Raw genomic sequence first — 17,620 nt, 5'->3', positions numbered from 1 at the left:
CAAGCGAGGTGCAGGCATGAGCCGAGTGACGAAGAAGCACCCCGGTCGCATCCTTTTCGTCGGATCGGGTCCGGGTGACCCGGCACTGCTCACGGTCCGGGCCCGTGAAGTGATCGGACGGGCGACGCTGGCGTTCACCGATCCGGACGTCGACAAGGGCGTGCTCGCCCTGATCGGCACCGCGGTCGAGCCGGGGCCCGACGGGGAGCGCCCCGTCGACGTGCGCCCGGCGCTCGGCGAGCCCGCCGAGGTAGCCAAGACACTGATCGCCGAGGCGCGTGCCGGGCACGACGTGGTGCGCGTGGTCGCGGGCGACCCGCTGACCACCGACTCGGTGATCGCCGAGGTGAACGCCGTCACCCGGTCGCACATGGTCTTCGAGGTGCTGCCCGGCCTGCCCAACGGCTCCACGGTGCCCAGCTACGCGGGCATCGCGCTGGGTTCCGGGCACACCGAGGCGGACGTGCGCGGCGAGGTCGACTGGGCGGCGCTGGCGGCCGCCCCCGGCCCGCTCGTCTTGCACGCGACCTCGGGGCATCTCGCCGAGACCGCGAGCGCCCTGGTCGAGCACGGCATGGCGCCGCAGACCCCGGTCGCGGTGACGGTGCGCGGCACCACCCGTCAGCAGCGCACCATCGAGGCCACCTTGGCCACGCTGAACAGCGCGGCCTCCGAGCTGGTCGGCCCGCTGGTGGTGACCATCGGCAAGGTGGTCGCGCAGCGCTCGAAGATGTCCTGGTGGGAGTCGCGCGCACTGTACGGCTGGACCGTGCTGGTGCCGCGCACCAAGGACCAGGCCGCCGAGATGAGCGAGCGACTGGTCACGCACGGCGCCATCCCGATGGAGGTGCCGACCATCGCGGTCGAGCCGCCGCGCAGCCCCGCTCAGATGGAGCGCGCGGTCAAGGGTCTGGTCGACGGGCGCTACCAGTGGGTGGTGTTCACCTCCACCAACGCGGTGCGCGCGGTGTGGGAGAAGTTCGCCGAGTTCGGTCTGGACGCGCGGGCCTTCTCCGGCGTGAAGATCGCCTGCGTCGGCGAGGCCACCGCGGACAAGGTGCGCTCGTTCGGCATCAACCCCGAACTGGTGCCGAGCGGTGAGCAGTCCTCCGAAGGCCTGCTGGCCGACTTCCCGCCCTACGACGACGTGTTCGACCCGGTGAACCGGGTGCTGCTGCCGCGCGCCGACATCGCCACCGAGACGCTGGCCGAGGGGCTGCGCGACCGCGGCTGGGAGATCGATGACGTCACGGCCTACCGCACGGTGCGCGCCTCGCCGCCGCCCGCGGAGACCCGCGAGATGATCAAGACCGGCGGCTTCGACGCGGTCCTGTTCACCTCGTCCTCCACGGTGCGCAACCTGGTCGGCATCGCGGGCAAGCCGCACGCGCGCACCATCGTGGCGTGCATCGGCCCCAAGACCGCCGAGACCGCCATCGAATTCGGCCTGCGCGTGGACGTGCAGCCCGAGGTGGCCCAAGTCGGTCCGCTGGTCGAGGCACTGGCCGAGCACGCGGCCCGGCTGCGCGCCGAAGGTCTTCTGCCGCCGCCGCGCAAGAAGAGCCGCCGCAGCCGGTAATTCCGGGACGCCCCGGACAGAGCCGCCGACCAGGTGTCGGCGGCTCTGTCCGCGTTCGGGTGGCACGCGGCGAGCGCGACCCATCGGCTCTCAGTACCGCTTACGCATCAATGTGCGGACCATGGTGCAGGTGGCGTCGGAGGGCGGCCGGATGCCGATCACCTCGGCGGTGTGCCTGATCCGCTTGTTCGTGGCGTAGCTCGGTGCGTAGACGCCCGAGTCGAGCAGTGCGATCGCCAGGCGCATCGCCTTGAGCCGCCGGTTGTGCAAGACGTACCACGCCCGGGGACGGCCCGCGGGCAGCGGGCGCCTCTGCAGCGGGGCGTAGGGGCGGTCGATGAGAACGGTTTGCGGTGTGCGCATTGGCATCCCTCCCGTGGCGATCGGGGGCGGGCGAGCCCCCTCGAACGTATCTTCGATTCTACTCGGGGGCACCGACAATTCGGCTGGCCACAAAGGTTTTCACCTGCCCTGCGGCCGTCGGTTCACAGATCGTGCAGTAGCCGCAGCGACTGCGGATGCCCGAGTGCGGCGGCGCGTTCGAGCCACTGCCTGGCCTCCCGCTGCGCGGGCGTACGGCCGGTCGCGATGGCGGCCGCGGTGCGCAGCACCTCGGGGTCGGCCAAATCGCCTGCCACGTAGGGCGTGTTCGTCGCGCGCAGCAACAGCGCGAGGTGGAACATCGAGTCCGGGTCGCCGGCTTCGGCGCCCGTGCGCAGCCACCGCTCACCCTCGGCCTGCTCGCCGCGGTCCAGATGCAGCGCGCCGAGCACCGCCATCGCGTCCGTTCTTCCACGGCGCGCGGCCTCGGTGAGCAGGTCGATCGCCCGGTCGAATTCGCCGCGCCGCGCCAGATGCAGGCCGAGACTGCGCATGGCCGTGGGGTTTCCGGCGCGGGCCGCGCGCTCGTACCACTGCTCGGCCTCCTCGTCGCGGCCGCGCCGATTGGCGAGAACGCCCATGTTGCAGAGGGCTTCGGGCAACCCCTGCTCGGCGGCGGGCCGCAGCCAGCGCTCCGCCTCGTCGAGATTGCCGCGCTCGACGTGCAGCAGGCCCAGCTGCACACCCGCAGGCTCGTTGCCCCGCGCGGCGGCCGTCTCCAGCCAGCGGATCCCTTCACCGACCCGGCCGTCGGCTCCCAGCAGTGCTCCGAGCATCCCCATGGCGGGCACGCTGCCGCCCGCCGCAGCCCGGCGCAGCCAGTGTTCGGCGCCCGCCGCGTCGCCCGCGTCCCACAGCGCTTCGGCGCGCCGCTGCATGGCGAGCAGTTCCACCTCGCTCGGCGGCTCGGTCATGTCAGCACCCCACCTCGCGACTCTCCGCGACAATCACGCTGCCCATCATCGCGCCTGCTCGACCGGGGCGCGGTACCCGTACTCGTGCGCGTAGTCGGTCAGCTGCGCGTCGTAGTTGCGGAGGCTGTCCAGCAGCCAGGTGTGTCCGGTGTCCTTGACGACCACGATCGGCCCACGGCTGCCCGGCGGAAGCGTGGGAACGGAGCCGTCGAGATACCAGGTGGTGGTCGACCACGGGAAGATGAAGGCCCAGCCGATGTCGGCGACCCGCTGCGGCGGCCCGAGCTGCAAGGGGTCCGCGGGGGTGGCATGCCGGGCGCTGTGCTGGGCGAGCAGATGCCGTGCGCTGTTGCGGGCCACCCGCACGTCCAAGGGGCCCGAGGTGGTGTTCGGGAACGGCACGCTGATCTGCGCCCCGCCGCGCAGCCGCAGGCCCGCCTCTTCGGTCACCTGGCACGGCCTGCTGTGCAGGCGGACGAAGACGGTGCGGGCGGTGTCGGAGTACCGCAGTTGGACGACGGCGTCCTCGGTGCCGCCGACCAGGTGCGTGCCCCGGCTGCGCACCCATTCCGGCTCGTCGGGACGGATGCCGAGCGTGGCGAAGGCGACGTGCGCGCTGGGCATCACGTCGGGCTCGGCAGATTGCCGGGCGAGGAACTCCACACTGAAGTTCCTCCCGGTGGTGTCGGTGGCGCGCCACGCGCGCAGCGCGGCCGCGGGCGGGGGCACACCGGCGGTCAGCACCGGCCACCAGCCCGCCAGCAGTACCGCCACCCACGACTCGAAGTCGGCGGCTCTGGCCAGCGAGATATCGATCTGTGGATCGGTCATGCTGTCCCCCAGCGGGTCTCGCCCCTAATCGGAGTATGCGCCTTCGGGGCGGGGGACCAAGTGAGATTTCACACACCGTTATCACTCGGATGACATGGCCGATCGACGACGGCGGCTTGCGTGTCGAGGCGCACCCGGCCGATAACGACAGCGTCCGGTTGAACAAAGGCGCGAGCGAGATATCTGCGAGCGCGATATTTTCGCCGCCGCACGGTAGCTGTCCCAGAGGGTCGGGGCGGGGGCTCCGGCGCGGGCCCCGGGTGCTCGCGACAGCCGAGCGGACCGGGCGTATCGTGCGATTCATGACCGGAATGGACCGCCCGCGGCGGTTGCGCCGTAGCCCGGCTTTGCGTCGTCTCGTGGCCGAAACCACACTGGAACCCCGGCAATTGGTGCTGCCGATGTTCGTGGCCGACGGCTTGGCGGAGCCGCGCCCGATCGGCTCCATGCCAGGCGTGGCGCAGCACTCGCTGGACTCGCTGCGCAAGGCGGCTGTCGAGGCGGTCACGGCGGGCGTCGGCGGCATCATGCTGTTCGGCGTGCCGCGTCCGGAGGACAAGGACGCCGTCGGCAGCGCCGCGTCCGATCCGCACGGCATCCTCAACCGCGGCCTGCGCGCGCTCGCCGAAGAGGTGGGCGACTCGACGGTGGTCATGGCCGACACCTGCCTGGACGAGTTCACCGACCACGGCCACTGCGGCGTACTCGCCGCCGACGGCGCGGTCGACAACGACGCGACGCTGGACCGCTATGTCGAGATGGCGCTGGCCCAGGCCGAGGCGGGCGCCGACCTGCTCGGCACCAGCGGCATGATGGACGGCCAGGTCGGCGCGATCCGGCAGGGCCTGGACGCGGCCGGGCGCATCGACACCGGCATCCTGGCCTACTCCGCCAAATACGCCTCGGCGTTCTACGGCCCGTTCCGGGAGGCCGTCGGTTCCTCGCTGGAGGGCGACCGGCGCACCTACCAGCAGGACCCGGCCAATCGCCGGGAGGCGCTCCGCGAGCTGGAGCTTGACCTGGCCCAGGGCGCGGACATCGTGATGGTCAAGCCGGCCATGTCGTATCTGGACATCCTGCGGGAGGTCGCCGATCACTCGACGGTCCCGGTCGCCGCTTACCAGATCTCCGGCGAGTACGCGATGATCACCGCCGCCGCCGAGCGCGGCTGGATCGATCGCCGTGGCGCCATTCTCGAATCGCTGCTGGGTATCCGCCGGGCGGGCGCGGACATCGTGCTCACCTACTGGGCGACCGAGGCCGCACACTGGCTGTCGTGACGAATATGGCGGGACCGTTCGCCGCGGGCCCGGTTCGGCCTCCGATGCCGGAGGACGTGGGTACCGCGCGGCAGCTGTGGTGGGGTGTGATCGGGTTCGGCGTCGTGCAGTTGATCGCCTCGATCGTCGCCGCGCTGGATCGGCGGCGCACGTTCGCCGAGGAGGTCTTCGAGCAGGCCAGGGCGCAGGATCCGCAGGTCACCTTGGCCAGCGCCGAGCTGATGGTGTCGCTGGTCTACGTGGTGGTCGTGCTGATCGGGCTGGGCGTCGCGGCGCTCGCGCTGGTCGTGGTGTACCAGTTCGGGCGCGGCAAGCCATGGGCGCGCACCGTGCTCACGGTGGTCGGCGCGTGGGTCCTGGTGATCGGCGTCGGTGCGCTGTTCGCCATCGACGCGGTGACCGGAACGGCTTCGCTCGTCGCGGGCGGTGCCTCGATCGTGCAGGCCGTGCTCGCGGTCGGCGCCATCTTTCTGTCCCACCGGCCGGAGGCCACCAAGTACTTCCAGCCGGGCAGGCTCTGAGCCGCGGATGGAACATGTTCTCAGTTTGTCCGAGACAGTCCGGCATGTATGGTGAGGGTTGTCACAGTGGACGTGGGAACCGGTAGTCGTTTGTCATGCGTTGTCTTGCATTACGTGCGGGAACTCGGCAGATGGCTCCGGAGGATCGGAGGCATCGATGCGAGTGGTGATCCAGCAGCCGCACAGCATTCGGCGGGATCTGGCCGTCTTGAGCCTGCTGATTCTGTTCGCCGTGCTGACCGTCGCCGTGCTGTTGCTGCCCGGCTTGACTCGCTGATCTCGCTTTCCGTCGTGCTGCCGCCCGCTGTCGCGAAGGGGCCGGCGTGACCGTCTTGTTCACCGAACCGGGCGCCCGCTGGCGCGCGGTCGCCTACGGCCCGATTCTGTGCCTGGCCGTTCTCGCTCTCGAACTCGTCACGGGTGGCGCCATGCACTGGTTCGCCCTGCTGTTCTGTGCCGCGCTGATCGCGGGTTTCGTCGCGCTGCAGGTGGTGGCTGGCAAGCGGCACGTCAGCGTCGAGCTGACGCCGGAGACGCTGCGTTCGGGCACCGAGTCGCTGCCGCTGAGCTCGATCGCCGACGTCCTTCCCGAACGCGACGAGGACTCCTGGGACGACGAAGAGTGGGAGTCGGCGCGGGCGCTCGGGGAGCTGACCGGCGTGCCGCGCCGCCGCACCGGAATCGGGCTGCGACTGGCCGACGGCAGCCTGGTGCAGGCATGGGCGAAAGACCACCGGGCGCTGCGCGCGGCGTTGACCGAAGCCCTCGAGCGCAGTGCGGACGGAGTGGACCGTTGAGACGCTGGATAGTCGCGATTTTCGTGGAACTGGATCTGATCGTGCTCGCGCTCGTGGGGGCGGTACTCAGCGCGCGCGCCGGCGTGCGCACCACCGACTTCCCACCGTTGGGCGACGCGCCTGGTTTCACCGCCACCCGCTACGTCGCGCCCTGGTGGCTGCTGGCCGCCGTGCTCGTCGCGGTGGCCGGGGTGCTGGCCATCGACGCAGCGGCCCGGCTCGTGCGCGGTCTGCGTGGCGCCCGGGTTGCCGCCTGATCGGCGGGAGTCCAGTCGGTGCGCGAGTCCGCCTGTGGCCGTTTGATCCAGCGGATCGCGGGAACGCCGATCACATGAAACCAACTGTCCAGCGAACACTTTTCGGCGCGGTGGCGGCCGGTGTGGTCGTCGCGACAGCGCTCGCACCCGCCACCGCCTCCGCCGAAGCCGTTGCGGCAGAGCCCGTCCCGGTGACATCGGTCTTCGCCGCCACACCGCCCGCACCGTTGCTGCACGCGCTGCCCACGCCGCTGGCGTGCCTGGTGACCACCGGGTTCGCCATGTTCTGCCTGGGCATCACGTAGCCACGGATTGCCTGCGAACCGCTGCGTCCGGCGCGCCGACGGGTTACCGTGCAACCGCGCGCCGTCCGGTGCCCGACGCCCGTCGACCGCGCGCTTTGGCTGGAATGGCCCTGTGGCCGTTAGTATTTCGGCCGTAGTTGGAACGTGCGTCGATGAAGGAAAGTGTTTGATGAACCGGTTCGCCGTGAAGATCTGTGCCGCGTTTGCCGTGGCCGCCGCCCTCGGGATCGGGGCCGGGCCCGCCGGCGCGAGCCCGGGACTGCCACTGGAAGGCGCGAGCCCGGTCGACGCGCCGATCTTCGTGCCGGATTCCGGTTCCGCAGGCCCCTACAACGGGTTCATGTGCTTCCTGCACACCATGTCGGCGCAGGTCCCTTGCATGTACGCCTGACGGTGGCGCGGCGCCCGCTCAGTTCCAGTGCTGGTAGATGTCCAGCACGCGGCCGTTGCGGGCGCCGGGCGCGTTCAGATAGACGGTGACCGTCCCGTCGGGATGGTTGGCCGCTTCGAGGACCACTTGGCGCAATGTGGCGTGCACCGCTCCGCGCTCGTCGCGGTGGATCACGGAATCGCTCTTCAGCCCGGCGCCGATCCGGTTGGGCGGGATCACCATGGTGACCAGCGCCGGAATGGGTCCGCCTGCCAGCGCGGTGGTCGCCGTGTGGTCCAGCGGGATGGCCAGCCGCGCCTGATCGACTTGATCGAACGGCTGCGCGGCGGCGGACCCGGCGCCGAGTGCCGCGATGGCCCCCGCGACGACGGTGAGCACACCCGCGCTGACGATGGCAATCCGCATGCAGACCCTCCCGAACGATGGACGAATGTGTGCTGAGACTACGCACCGGCAACCGTTCAGCGATCGAAATTCGCGCGAACCTCACCTCGGCGTGTTGCCGGTCGGCTGCGGCCTGCGTCACTGCACTACACCCTGTCGTCGAATCGATTTCCAGGTGCTGCGAGACTGGAACGCGTGAGTTCTTCTCCGCGCGTGACCAGTGCAGCGGTGCCGGTTTCCGCTCAGCTCTTCGACCGGGCGAGCTCGGTGATTCCGGGCGGCGTCAACTCTCCGGTGCGGGCGTTTCGATCCGTCGGCGGCACACCGCGATTCATCGCCTCGGCCGACGGCTGCACGCTCGTCGACGCCGACGGCAACGAGTACGTCGACCTGGTCTGCTCCTGGGGGCCGATGATCCTCGGCCACGCGCACCCAGCGGTCGTGGAGGCGGTGCGCCGCGCGGCGGGCGGCGGCCTGTCCTTCGGCGCGCCGACCGAGGCCGAGATCGAACTCGCCGAGGCGATCGTGCGGCGGGTCGCGCCGGTGGAACGGGTACGGCTGGTGAACTCCGGTACCGAGGCCACCATGAGCGCGGTCCGGCTGGCCCGCGGCTACACCGGCCGCACCAAGATCATCAAGTTCGCCGGGTGCTATCACGGCCACGTCGACGCGCTGCTCGCCGACGCGGGCTCCGGTGTCGCCACGCTCGGACTGCCCACCTCACCCGGCGTGACGGGCGCGCAGGCGGCCGACACCATCGTGCTGCCCTACAACGACCTGGACGCCGTCGCCGCCGCGTTCGCCGCGAACCCCGGTGCGATCGCCTGCGTGATCACCGAGGCGGCGGCGGGGAACATGGGTGCGGTCGCGCCGCTGCCCGGATTCAACGCGGGCCTGCGCGCGCTCACCGCCGAGCACGGTGCGCTGCTCATCATGGACGAGGTGATGACCGGCTTCCGCGTCAGCAGTGCGGGCTGGTTCGGCCGGGAAGGCGTCGCGGGCGATCTCTACACCTTCGGCAAGGTGATGAGCGGCGGCCTGCCCGCCGCGGCGTTCGGCGGACGCGCCGAGATCATGAACCACCTCGCGCCGCTCGGCCCCGTCTACCAGGCCGGCACGCTGTCCGGTAACCCGGTGGCGGTGGCCGCGGGCCTCGCCACTCTGCGCGCGGCCGACGACGCGGTCTACGCGGCGCTGGATCGCAACGCGCAGCGGCTCGGCGATCTGTTCACCTCCGCCCTGACCACGGCAGGGGTCGGGCACCAGGTCCAGTTCGCGGGCAATATGGTGAGCGTGTTCTTCGCCGAACGCCCGGTCACCGACTACGCCGCCGCCAAGGCGAGCGAGACCTGGCGCTACCCAGCGTTCTTCCACGCCCTGCTCGACGGCGGCGTGTACGCGCCGCCGAGCGCGTTCGAAGCATGGTTCGTCTCCGCGGCGCTCGACGAGGACGCGTTCGACCGTATCGCTGCCGCCTTGCCCGCCGCCGCGCACGCGGCGGCGGCCGCCACCCCCGAAGGATCCCGCGCGTGACCTCCGACCTCGATCAGCCCGATGCCGCCCGGCGCGAGCTAGCCAAGCCGTCCGCCGAGCCGGATGCGCCCGTGACGAACGGCGCGACCGCCGTGGCCGCCGCGCCGGCCGTCGATCCCGGCGCGGAAGCCACCGTGATCGACGCGGGCGAGCAATTCGCCGCCGCGGGCGCCGGGGCTCAGACCGCGACCGCCGAGCCCGCGGAATCGAGCCTGGTCGACGCGGGCGCGCAGTTCGCCGCGGCCGCCGCGTCGTCGGACGCGCAGGTCGTCGCGGCACGCAAGGGGGATAAGGGAGACAAGACCGCTTCGGCCGGTAACGAGGCCAACGGGACCGAGCCGGTCGAACGCGCCGACGGCCGGACCCACACCACCGAGCGTGTGCACGACGGCGGCACCGCACCGGTCGAGACCATCGTGCACGTGCTGCGGCACGGCGAGGTGCACAACCCGAACGGAATCCTCTACGGCCGCCTGCCCGGCTTCAGCCTCTCGGTGGCCGGGCGGGCGCAGGCCGCCGCGGTGGCGCGGACCCTGGCCGATCACGACATCGCGCTGGTCATCGCCTCCCCGCTGCAGCGCGCCCAGGAGACCGCCGAGCCGATCGCCGCCCAGCACGACGTGCTCGTGCGCACCGACGAGAACCTCATCGAGGCGGGCAACACCTTCGAGGGCCTGCGCGTCTCCGTCGGCGACGGCGCGCTGCGCAAGCCACGGCACTGGTGGAAGCTGCGCGACCCCTTCACCCCGTCCTGGGGCGAGCCCTATCTGCAGATCGCGCATCGCATGCTGGCGGCGGTGAACAAAGCCCGCGTCGAAGCGGCCGGGCGCGAGGCGGTGCTGGTGTCGCATCAGCTGCCGGTGTGGACGCTGCGGCGGTTCCTCCAGGGGCAGCGCCTCTGGCACGACCCGCGCCAGCGGCAGTGCTCGCTCGCGTCGCTGACCTCGCTGGTCTACCAGGGCGACACCCTCGTCGACATCGTCTACTCCGAGCCCGCCGGCGGCTCGGACCCCTCGGTACACGGCGCATGATCCGCTCCACCGCGTTCTGTGACCCGCCCTCGAAGCGCACCGGGCGGGTGCTGCCGGTGCTGCTCGCGTGCGTGGCGCTCGTCGCCGCGCTCGCGGGTTGTTCGACCGGTTCGGACGCGGTGGCCTCGGGCGGCACCTTCGAATTCGTCTCGCCCGGCGGCAAGACCGATATCCGCTACGATCCGCCCGCCGCGCGCGGCACCATCGGCGAACTGGCCGGTCCGGACCTGATGACGGCCGGTAAGACGATTTCGGTCGCGGACTACCCGGGCAAGGTCGTCGTCCTCAACCTGTGGGGCCAGTGGTGCGGTCCGTGCCGCGCGGAGGCGCCCGCCCTGGAGAAGGTCTACGAGGCGACCAAGGACAAGGGTGTCGCCTTCCTCGGGATCAACGTCCGCGATCCGCAACAGGACAAGGCCCAAGACTTCGTGGTCGACAACAAGGTCGGCTACCCGTCCATCTACGACCCGTCGATGCGCACGCTCTTGGCGCTCGGCGGGAACTTCCCGACCAGTGTCATCCCCACCACGCTCGTCCTCGACCGGCAACACCGGGTCGCCGCGGTCTTCCTGCGGTCCCTGCTCGCCGAGGATCTACAACCGGTAATCGAAAGCATCGCCGCGGAGGAATCACAGTGAATCGCGACCGCCGTACCCGCCACCTGCGCGCCTGTCGGCCACGGCAGGGCGCCCGACGTATCGGCGGCGGATGGGCCGTCGACGACCGGTGGGCGGGTATCGCCACCGTGCCGCGCAGCGTCGCCGCCGACTCCCTGCTGGACTTCGCCGTGTTCGACGGGGCCGAGGAACCCGCCGCGACCGAGCGGAAGGTCTCGTTGCGTCGCGCCGCCCGATCGTCGGAGGACACGCGGGAGGAATCGGTGTGACCTCCGAGCACACCGCGCCGGGTACCGGTGAGGACCTGTGATGGTGCTCGCCGGAGTCGGTGATTCGTTCCAGCAGACGGCGGCCTCCGGGCCGCTGCTGCTGGCGCTCGGCGCGTGCCTGCTCGCGGGGCTGGTGTCGTTCGCCTCGCCGTGTGTGGTGCCGCTCGTGCCCGGATACCTATCCTACCTGGCCGGATTGGTCGGCGCCGAGGCGCCGCCCGTCACCGTCGCCGAGGCCACCGCACCCGGCTCCGCGCGGGCGGGTGCGGTGACCGTTGCCGCCCCATCGCTGCGCACCGGACGGATGCGGGTCGCGGGTGCGGCCGGGCTGTTCGTCGCCGGTTTCACCGTGGTCTTCGTGCTCGCCACCGCGACGGTGTTCGGCGTCATCCAGACCCTCAACGTGAATCGGGAACTGCTGCAACGCATCGGCGGCGTGGTGACGATCCTGATGGGATTGGTCTTCATCGGCCTGGTGCCCGCCTTGCAGCGCGACACCCGGATGGAGCCGCGCAGGCTCACCAGCCTCGTGGGCGCGCCGCTGCTGGGCGGGGTGTTCGCGCTGGGCTGGACACCCTGTCTCGGCCCGACCCTGTCGGGCGTCATGGCGGTGGCCGCCGGCACCGATGGGACGACGGCCGTGCGCGGGGTCGCCCTGATCGTCGCCTACTGCCTCGGTCTCGGTCTGCCGTTCGTCGTGCTCGCGTTCGGGTCGGCGAGCGCGCTGCGTGGGGTCGGCTGGCTGCGCCGCAATTCCCGCACCATCCAGATCATCGGGGGCATGTTGCTCGTCGCGGTCGGCGCCGCGCTGGTCACCGGGGCATGGGACCAGTTCGTCGCCTGGGTGCGCGATGCGTTCGTCTCCGAGGTGACCTTGCCGATATGACCGTGACCGACCAGCCGACGATCGACACGCCCGCCCGGCCCCCGCGCCCATCACTTGCCCGACGGGCCTGGGCGTTCCTGCGCAACACATGGCGCGGGCTCACCAGCATGCGCACCGCTTTGGTGCTGCTGTTCCTGCTCGCCCTGGCCGCGATTCCCGGCGCGCTGTTGCCGCAGCGGAACCTCAACGAGCAGAAGGTCGAGCAGTACATCGCCGACCGGCCCACGCTCGGCCCGTGGATGGACCGCTTCGAACTGTTCGACGTGTTCTCCAGTTTCTGGTTCACGGCTGTCTACGTGCTGCTGTTCATCTCCCTGGTCGGTTGCATCCTGCCGCGCACGGTCGACCATTACCGCGCCCTGCGCACGCCGCCGGTGCGGGCGCCGCGCAATCTGACCAGGCTGCCGCACCACTACTCGGGCCGCGTCGAGCAGCCGCCCGGGGCCGTGATCGATCACGCTCGCGCGCAGCTGCGTGGCTGGCGCACCGAGGTCCGTCCCGGCTCCCGCGAGGGTGAAGTGGCGCTGTCGGCGGAGAAGGGCTACACCCGCGAACTCGGTAACCTGGTGTTCCACCTCGCACTGGTCGGACTGCTGGTCGCCATCGCGGCGGGCAAGCTGTTCGGCTACGAGGGCAGCGTCATCGTGCTGGCGAACAACGGACCCGGCTTCTGCACCACGTCACCCGCGGTGTTCGACTCGTTCAAGGCGGGCAACGTCAACGACGGCACCGGCATGACGCCGATCTGCGTACGAGTCAAGGATTTCCAGGCCGATTACCTGCCCAACGGGCAAGCCGAGATGTTCACCGCGAACCTCGCCTACCAGGCGGGCGACGACCTGCGCAACAACACCTGGCGCGACACCCGGGTACAGGTCAACCACCCGCTGCGCGTCGCGGGCGACCGGCTCTACCTGCAAGGCCACGGCTACGCACCGACCTTCACGGTCACCTTCCCGAACGGCCAGACCCGCACCGAGTCCATCCAGTGGCGTCCCGACGACGCGTCGACGTTCCTGTCCAGTGGCGTGCTGCGGATCGACCCGCCCGGCGGCATGTACGCCACCGACGAGGAGCGCCGCAAGAACCAGATCGCGATCGAGGGGCTGTTCGCGCCCACCGCGTTGTTCCACGGATCTCTGCTGACCTCGGCGTTTCCCGCGATGAACGATCCGGCCGTCGCGGTCGACATCTATCGCGGTGACACCGGCTTGGATACCGGGAAGCCGCAGTCGTTGTTCGCCCTCGACCCGGAACAGGTCAAACAGGGGCGCCTGGCCAAGGAGGCCAGGGTCAATCTGCGTCCGGGCGAGTCGACCACACTGCCGAACGGCACCAAGGTCACCTTCGACGGCGCGCAAGAGTTCGTGAATCTCCAGGTCTCGCACGACCCTGCCCAGCAGTGGGTGCTGGTGAGCGCGTTGCTGATGATGGCGGGCCTGCTGGTCTCGCTGCTGGTCAAGCGCCGCCGGATCTGGGTGCGGGTGTACCCGGCCGAGGACGCAGCCGGTACCGTTGACCAACGACGCACTGTAGTAGAGATGGGTGGGCTCGCCAGGACCGACCAGGCGGGCTGGGGCGGCGAGTTCGACCGGCTGCGCGCCCGCCTGCTCGACACCGGCGCCGAGACCACCGGGGCGCGGGGCGCCGAGACCACCGCGGCGCGGGGCGCCGAGACCACGGGAGAGTGACCATGCCGATCGACGAGACCATCGCCAGGTACAGCGATTTCGCGTTCAAAACGGCGATCGTGGTGTACGCGCTGGTGCTGGTGCTGCTGATCTGGCAGTACGCGACGGCGCGCAGCCGCCAGGTCGCCGAGCGCGAGCTGGTGACGGTCGGCGGCGGATCGACACCGCAGGGGCCGGGACGCATCGTCGAGCCCGCGCGGCGGCCGCTGTCGGAGCGGCTGGGCAACATGGCGTTCTCGGTGCTGATCGTCGCCATCGCGCTGCACGTGGGCGCGATCGTGTTGCGCGGCTTCGCGACCGACCGCTTCCCGCTGGGCAACATGTACGAGTTCGTCACCATGGCCACGGCCGCCGCCGTGCTGGTGGGGGTGGTGTTCCTGCGCGATCAGCGCTACCGGGGTATCTGGGCGTTCGTGCTGGTGCCGGTGCTGCTCCTGCTGTTCCTCGCCGGCACCGTGCTCTACGCGGACGCCGCGCCCGTGGTGCCCGCGTTGCGGTCGTTCTGGCTGCCGCTGCACGTCACCATCGTCGCTATCGGCAGCGGCGTGTTCCTGTTCGCGGGCGTGGCGAGCATGCTCTTCCTGTACCGCCTGCGCCAGCCCGACGGCCAGGAGTCCGACAACGTCCTCGGCGCCATCGCCCGCCGCCTGCCCGACGCCCGCACCCTGGACCGGTTGGCCTACAAGACCACCATCATCGGTTTCCCGCTGTTCGGCGCCGGCGTCATCCTCGGCGCCATCTGGGCCGAGGCCGCCTGGGGCCGCTTCTGGGGCTGGGACCCGAAGGAAACCTGCTCCTTCATCGCCTGGGTCCTCTACGCCGCCTACCTGCACGCCCGCGCCACCTCCGGCTGGCGCGACACCAAGGCCGCCTGGATCAACATCGCCGCCTTCGTCGCCATGCTGTTCAACTTGTTCATCATCAACATGGTGATCAGCGGGTTGCACTCGTACGCGGGGTTGAACTGACCCGCTCTGACCCTTGCGTTCGCCTCGGAGGGGAGCTGTTCGCCCGGACCGCTCGGGTTTGTACCTCTTCGTGGTCTGGCCGAGAAACAAGCAGCCGTATGGGCGGTGTCGGCTACTACCATTGCGGCATGTCGCTTCCGCACTTCGAACGGCCGGACCTTCCCCAGTCGATGACGTGGGAGGAGCTGGAGCGGCTCCCCGAGGAGATCGCGGAGCAGATCGAGTTGTGGGACGGTCATGTGGTCTGGGTACGGCGTGGGCCCGGCGAACACCAGGTCTTCACACGCCGGCTGACGAATTCGATCGAACGTTGTGCACGAAAGTCGATGTCGGACGAGCCGGAACACTGCTGGCGTGTCAACTTCGAAACCAACGTATTCCTGGGTCGCACCGGGAAATCGAACTTCCTGACGCCGGACTTCCTGGTTCACCGCTGCCTGGATTCCCCCTATCAGGACGTGCGGGGGAGTGATGTCCTGCTGGTCGGCGAAGTGTTGTCCCCGTCCAACACGCAAACTGACATCGAAGCGAAGAAGGGGCGCTACGCCGGCGCGGGCATCCCGTGGTACTGGGAGGTGACGTTGGCCCGCGAGATCAGCGCGATCGCCACCGTTCGCGCTTACGGCCTCGACATCGGCCATGCTCAGCTCCCGGACGGGGTCCACCCACTCCGCGCCGCCAACTACATCCTCGCCGCCGAGTGGACCCACCAGAACCCGGATGGAATCGAGTTCGACTTCCCGTTCCCGATTACCATCCCCTGGACCGAACTCGAATATTGATGGAGCCGGGCTCCGTCCCCTCCGGGCAGCTTCCGTGAACGTCGATCAGCGTTGCCCGATCGGGCAGAGATCGTTGTCCAGCCGAATCGAGAGGAGGACGCCGCCTATTCCGCCGTAGGGCCTACTCGTCGCCGATGTTCATGCCTGAACCCGTGCTGATAGGTCTTTCCTCATCCTGAATTCTCCTGGCTCAGCGCTTCTCCGGGGACGGAGGGGGCCGCGATGGGATCGCGGTCGAAGCGTTGGTGGGATTGTTCGGTGCGGGTGGAAGCCTCGTCGCCACCGAAACCGAGCCTCGGCTACGCGACCTCAGCTCAATTGCGTACCCGGAAACCGCTTCCGGAACCGCTCGACTTCGCCCTCGTCCAGCTTGCCCGATGAACTCGCCCACGGAATCGATTCCGGATTCCCGGACTCAGGCCGCCCACCGTCGCGAAAGAACTCTTCGAGCACGGCGTCGATCGTCCTCTCGACGAACCGATTCGGCTCCCCGTCCACTGCCGGCCGGAAAACGCAACTGATCTCCAGCACCTTCCGTCCCTCCGGGAGATCATCGGTCGTCAGCTCTTCGTTGTATTCCAACCATTGCGCGACAAGTCGGAACGAGTCGAACCAATCCTCATCGACCGCGAAATATGTCGGCTCGTCGCCGATTTGCAGCGCCATCCGCTTGGCATAGATCCCGACGATCCGAATCGCGTCGCTCATCGTGCCGTAGATGTACACACTCCCCCGAAACATGGCCATGATCAGTGTCTAACACCGACGCCGCAACGGTGAGCTGTGGGACGGGTACTCATGGGTTCGCCCCTGAACGCCGCGATCCCACTTTTGTCAGCGGCTCAGTATTCGACAGGAGCGCCGGGTGACTGCGTCGTTGGGTCGGGTCGTGACCGTGTCCAGAGTTCGGCCAGCAACACCAGCGCTGTCACCACTACGACGTGTGCTCCGAAGAGTGTCAGCATCGGCAGCGCGAAGCCCTCGTCGGTGATCGCGCCGCGTTCACTCACGCAGTACAGGGTGTAATTGACCGACCTGCCCTCCGAATCGTGCATGGTGTCCGAGACGACCATCGGCTCCGTCGCGGGCGAACAGAAAAGTGGTGCGGTCAATGTGGCTTCGCCGGGCCAGATCGCTAACGGAACCATGGTGAGGAGGCCGGCGGCGACACCGGTCGAGGCTGCGGTCACCAGGAATCGGGCCATCGACTACACCTGCTGGATTCGCAGGAAGGCGCCGGTGCGGTCGAACTCGGCGAGCATCTCCGACCGTGGTGACACCACATTGGTGACTATCCGGATCTCGCCGCCGAAACGGCTCACCACAATCGCGTTCACCTGCCCGTCGGGTAGTCCGCTCCGGGTGCGGGCGGTGTCGACGATGTCCTCGATCTGTGCCAGGCCGGTCACCTCGCTGAGGCTGAAAATTTCGCTGTCGAGGTCGTCGAATGCCGAAACCCGCACCGGCTGTGCGGAGCCGAGTGCGCCGAGGGTGAACGAATAGTCGTCGAGTTGCCGGGAGCGGTCCGGGTGGCGGATGCGCAGGCGGGCCGTTGGTTCGCGAGTGGCCAGGTCGTCGCGTTCGGTGAGGAACCGGGTCACTTGATTCGGCTGGTTGTTCAGGACCAGCCGGAACTGGGTCGAGTTCGGTGCGGTGAGGAGGATGACGTTCGCTTGCGGGTCGGCGGTGCCCAGTCGCTTGCTGAGTGCGGCGATGGCATCGCGTGGCAGTGTGTTGACGAGACCGCCGCCGCGCGTGCGTATCTGCTGCTCGAAGTCCGCGCGATCAACCGCGCCGAAACATCCGCTGGTGCCGAGCACGGCCAGGCACATCAGGATCGGAAGCCAACAGCTGCGGCGCATGCCCCGAATGCTAGAGGCTGGGCTCGAGAGCTGCTCACCGCAGCGCAGCGGCCCGCGACCGAAGCGGAATTCCAGCGGCTCATCAACGACGACGAGCGAATACTGACGGAGGTCGAGTCGTCCGCAGCACGGCGGCACTCGCAAGCGTCGAGCAGCGAATCGCCGCAAGCACCGGCGTGCCACAACCATCTCCATACTGATGCCACGATCTGGCTCAGGGCAGGGCGGCTCGACACGTGTTTGTCGGTCCCCGCTGATAGAAACAGATTGCCTCGGTCCCCGATCAGAGAGCGAGGTGTGTGTGCATAATGAGCGGAGATGGTCGACGAAGCAGGGAGGGT

Annotated in this window: 22 protein-coding genes; 15 read left to right on the top strand and 7 right to left on the bottom strand. The window is 69.5% G+C overall.

What is annotated here, in order from left to right:
* Positions 1-16 precede the first annotated feature (16 nt).
* Complete coding sequence (locus ON19_RS27650; protein ID WP_043699045.1) at positions 17-1,579, top strand: bifunctional uroporphyrinogen-III C-methyltransferase/uroporphyrinogen-III synthase; 1,563 nt, start codon at positions 17-19, stop codon at positions 1,577-1,579.
* 90 nt (positions 1,580-1,669) lie between these two features.
* Here the strand turns inward: ON19_RS27650 and ON19_RS27645 are convergent, their stop codons facing one another.
* The 3 genes from ON19_RS27645 to ON19_RS27635 form a co-directional block, all read right to left on the bottom strand.
* Positions 1,670-1,942 (bottom strand): hypothetical protein, encoded by a 273-nt coding sequence (locus ON19_RS27645; RefSeq protein ID WP_086006734.1) that lies wholly within the window; start codon positions 1,940-1,942, stop codon positions 1,670-1,672.
* 122 nt (positions 1,943-2,064) lie between these two features.
* A complete protein-coding gene (locus tag ON19_RS39235; RefSeq protein ID WP_051169367.1) occupies positions 2,065-2,874 on the bottom strand; it encodes a tetratricopeptide repeat protein in 810 nt (269 codons plus the stop codon).
* Between the two features lie 45 nt (positions 2,875-2,919).
* Positions 2,920-3,705 carry a hypothetical protein gene (locus ON19_RS27635; protein ID WP_043699042.1) on the bottom strand — a complete coding sequence of 262 codons (786 nt, stop codon included), beginning with the start codon at positions 3,703-3,705 and terminating at the stop codon, positions 2,920-2,922.
* 302 nt (positions 3,706-4,007) lie between these two features.
* Between ON19_RS27635 and hemB the strand changes: the two genes are divergently transcribed.
* The 6 genes from hemB to ON19_RS27605 all read left to right on the top strand — a co-directional run bounded on the left by hemB (position 4,008) and on the right by ON19_RS27605 (position 7,256).
* Positions 4,008-4,985, top strand: coding sequence for a porphobilinogen synthase (hemB, locus tag ON19_RS27630; protein WP_043699605.1), 978 nt, complete (start codon positions 4,008-4,010; stop codon positions 4,983-4,985).
* 5 nt (positions 4,986-4,990) lie between these two features.
* On the top strand, positions 4,991-5,506 hold the full coding sequence (locus ON19_RS27625) for a hypothetical protein (protein WP_043699040.1): 516 nt from the start codon (positions 4,991-4,993) through the stop codon (positions 5,504-5,506).
* A 323-nt stretch (positions 5,507-5,829) separates the two neighbouring features.
* Complete coding sequence (mce1N, locus tag ON19_RS27620) at positions 5,830-6,303, top strand: transport-regulating membrane protein Mce1N (RefSeq protein ID WP_043699038.1); 474 nt, start codon at positions 5,830-5,832, stop codon at positions 6,301-6,303.
* Entirely contained in the window at positions 6,300-6,560 is a 261-nt protein-coding gene (locus ON19_RS27615) for a hypothetical protein (protein ID WP_157229868.1), read from the top strand. Before mce1N ends, ON19_RS27615 begins: the two co-directional genes overlap by 4 nt.
* 74 nt (positions 6,561-6,634) lie before the next feature.
* The gene (locus tag ON19_RS27610) at positions 6,635-6,865 is read left to right on the top strand and encodes a hypothetical protein (RefSeq protein WP_157229867.1); all 231 of its coding nucleotides are present in this window, start codon (positions 6,635-6,637) and stop codon (positions 6,863-6,865) included.
* Between the two features lie 169 nt (positions 6,866-7,034).
* The gene (locus tag ON19_RS27605; protein WP_043699034.1) at positions 7,035-7,256 is read left to right on the top strand and encodes a hypothetical protein; all 222 of its coding nucleotides are present in this window, start codon (positions 7,035-7,037) and stop codon (positions 7,254-7,256) included.
* 18 nt (positions 7,257-7,274) lie between these two features.
* Here the strand turns inward: ON19_RS27605 and ON19_RS27600 are convergent, their stop codons facing one another.
* Positions 7,275-7,661 (bottom strand): hypothetical protein, encoded by a 387-nt coding sequence (locus ON19_RS27600; protein WP_169334229.1) that lies wholly within the window; start codon positions 7,659-7,661, stop codon positions 7,275-7,277.
* Positions 7,662-7,853: 192 nt separating this feature from the next.
* On the opposite strand from ON19_RS27600, the gene hemL reads away from it, so the two are divergent.
* The 8 genes from hemL to ON19_RS27560 all read left to right on the top strand — a co-directional run bounded on the left by hemL (position 7,854) and on the right by ON19_RS27560 (position 15,417).
* Positions 7,854-9,173, top strand: coding sequence for a glutamate-1-semialdehyde 2,1-aminomutase (gene hemL / locus ON19_RS27595; protein WP_043699601.1), 1,320 nt, complete (start codon positions 7,854-7,856; stop codon positions 9,171-9,173).
* 380 nt (positions 9,174-9,553) lie between these two features.
* The gene (locus tag ON19_RS27590) at positions 9,554-10,204 is read left to right on the top strand and encodes a histidine phosphatase family protein (RefSeq protein WP_043699599.1); all 651 of its coding nucleotides are present in this window, start codon (positions 9,554-9,556) and stop codon (positions 10,202-10,204) included.
* Positions 10,201-10,842 (top strand): TlpA disulfide reductase family protein, encoded by a 642-nt coding sequence (locus ON19_RS27585; protein WP_051169365.1) that lies wholly within the window; start codon positions 10,201-10,203, stop codon positions 10,840-10,842. Before ON19_RS27590 ends, ON19_RS27585 begins: the two co-directional genes overlap by 4 nt.
* Entirely contained in the window at positions 10,839-11,090 is a 252-nt protein-coding gene (locus tag ON19_RS27580; protein ID WP_043699032.1) for a hypothetical protein, read from the top strand. The genes ON19_RS27585 and ON19_RS27580 overlap by 4 nt, the downstream gene beginning before the upstream one ends.
* A gap of 40 nt (positions 11,091-11,130) precedes the next feature.
* Positions 11,131-11,976 carry a cytochrome c biogenesis CcdA family protein gene (locus tag ON19_RS27575; RefSeq protein WP_043699030.1) on the top strand — a complete coding sequence of 282 codons (846 nt, stop codon included), beginning with the start codon at positions 11,131-11,133 and terminating at the stop codon, positions 11,974-11,976.
* Positions 11,973-13,667: a cytochrome c biogenesis protein ResB gene (gene resB, locus ON19_RS27570; RefSeq protein WP_043699029.1), complete on the top strand. Its 1,695-nt coding sequence runs from the start codon at positions 11,973-11,975 to the stop codon at positions 13,665-13,667. Before ON19_RS27575 ends, resB begins: the two co-directional genes overlap by 4 nt.
* Before the next feature lie 2 nt (positions 13,668-13,669).
* Positions 13,670-14,635 carry a c-type cytochrome biogenesis protein CcsB gene (gene ccsB, locus ON19_RS27565; RefSeq protein ID WP_043699028.1) on the top strand — a complete coding sequence of 322 codons (966 nt, stop codon included), beginning with the start codon at positions 13,670-13,672 and terminating at the stop codon, positions 14,633-14,635.
* 128 nt (positions 14,636-14,763) lie between these two features.
* Positions 14,764-15,417: a Uma2 family endonuclease gene (locus ON19_RS27560; RefSeq protein WP_043699593.1), complete on the top strand. Its 654-nt coding sequence runs from the start codon at positions 14,764-14,766 to the stop codon at positions 15,415-15,417.
* A gap of 309 nt (positions 15,418-15,726) precedes the next feature.
* Here ON19_RS27560 and ON19_RS27555 read toward each other — a convergent pair whose 3' ends face one another.
* The 3 genes from ON19_RS27555 to ON19_RS27545 form a co-directional block, all read right to left on the bottom strand.
* A complete protein-coding gene (locus ON19_RS27555) occupies positions 15,727-16,164 on the bottom strand; it encodes a hypothetical protein (protein WP_157229866.1) in 438 nt (145 codons plus the stop codon).
* Positions 16,165-16,259: 95 nt separating this feature from the next.
* Complete coding sequence (locus ON19_RS27550) at positions 16,260-16,622, bottom strand: hypothetical protein (protein WP_051169364.1); 363 nt, start codon at positions 16,620-16,622, stop codon at positions 16,260-16,262.
* A gap of 3 nt (positions 16,623-16,625) precedes the next feature.
* Entirely contained in the window at positions 16,626-17,279 is a 654-nt protein-coding gene (locus ON19_RS27545) for a hypothetical protein (RefSeq protein WP_043699025.1), read from the bottom strand.
* Positions 17,280-17,620: the final 341 nt, after the last annotated feature.

This window comes from Nocardia abscessus NBRC 100374 (assembly GCF_000308455.1).
Taxonomy (GTDB): Bacteria; Actinomycetota; Actinomycetes; order Mycobacteriales; family Mycobacteriaceae; genus Nocardia; species Nocardia abscessus.
The sequence above is the reverse complement of the archived record's forward strand: the minus strand, read 5'-3'. Positions and strand labels throughout refer to the sequence as shown.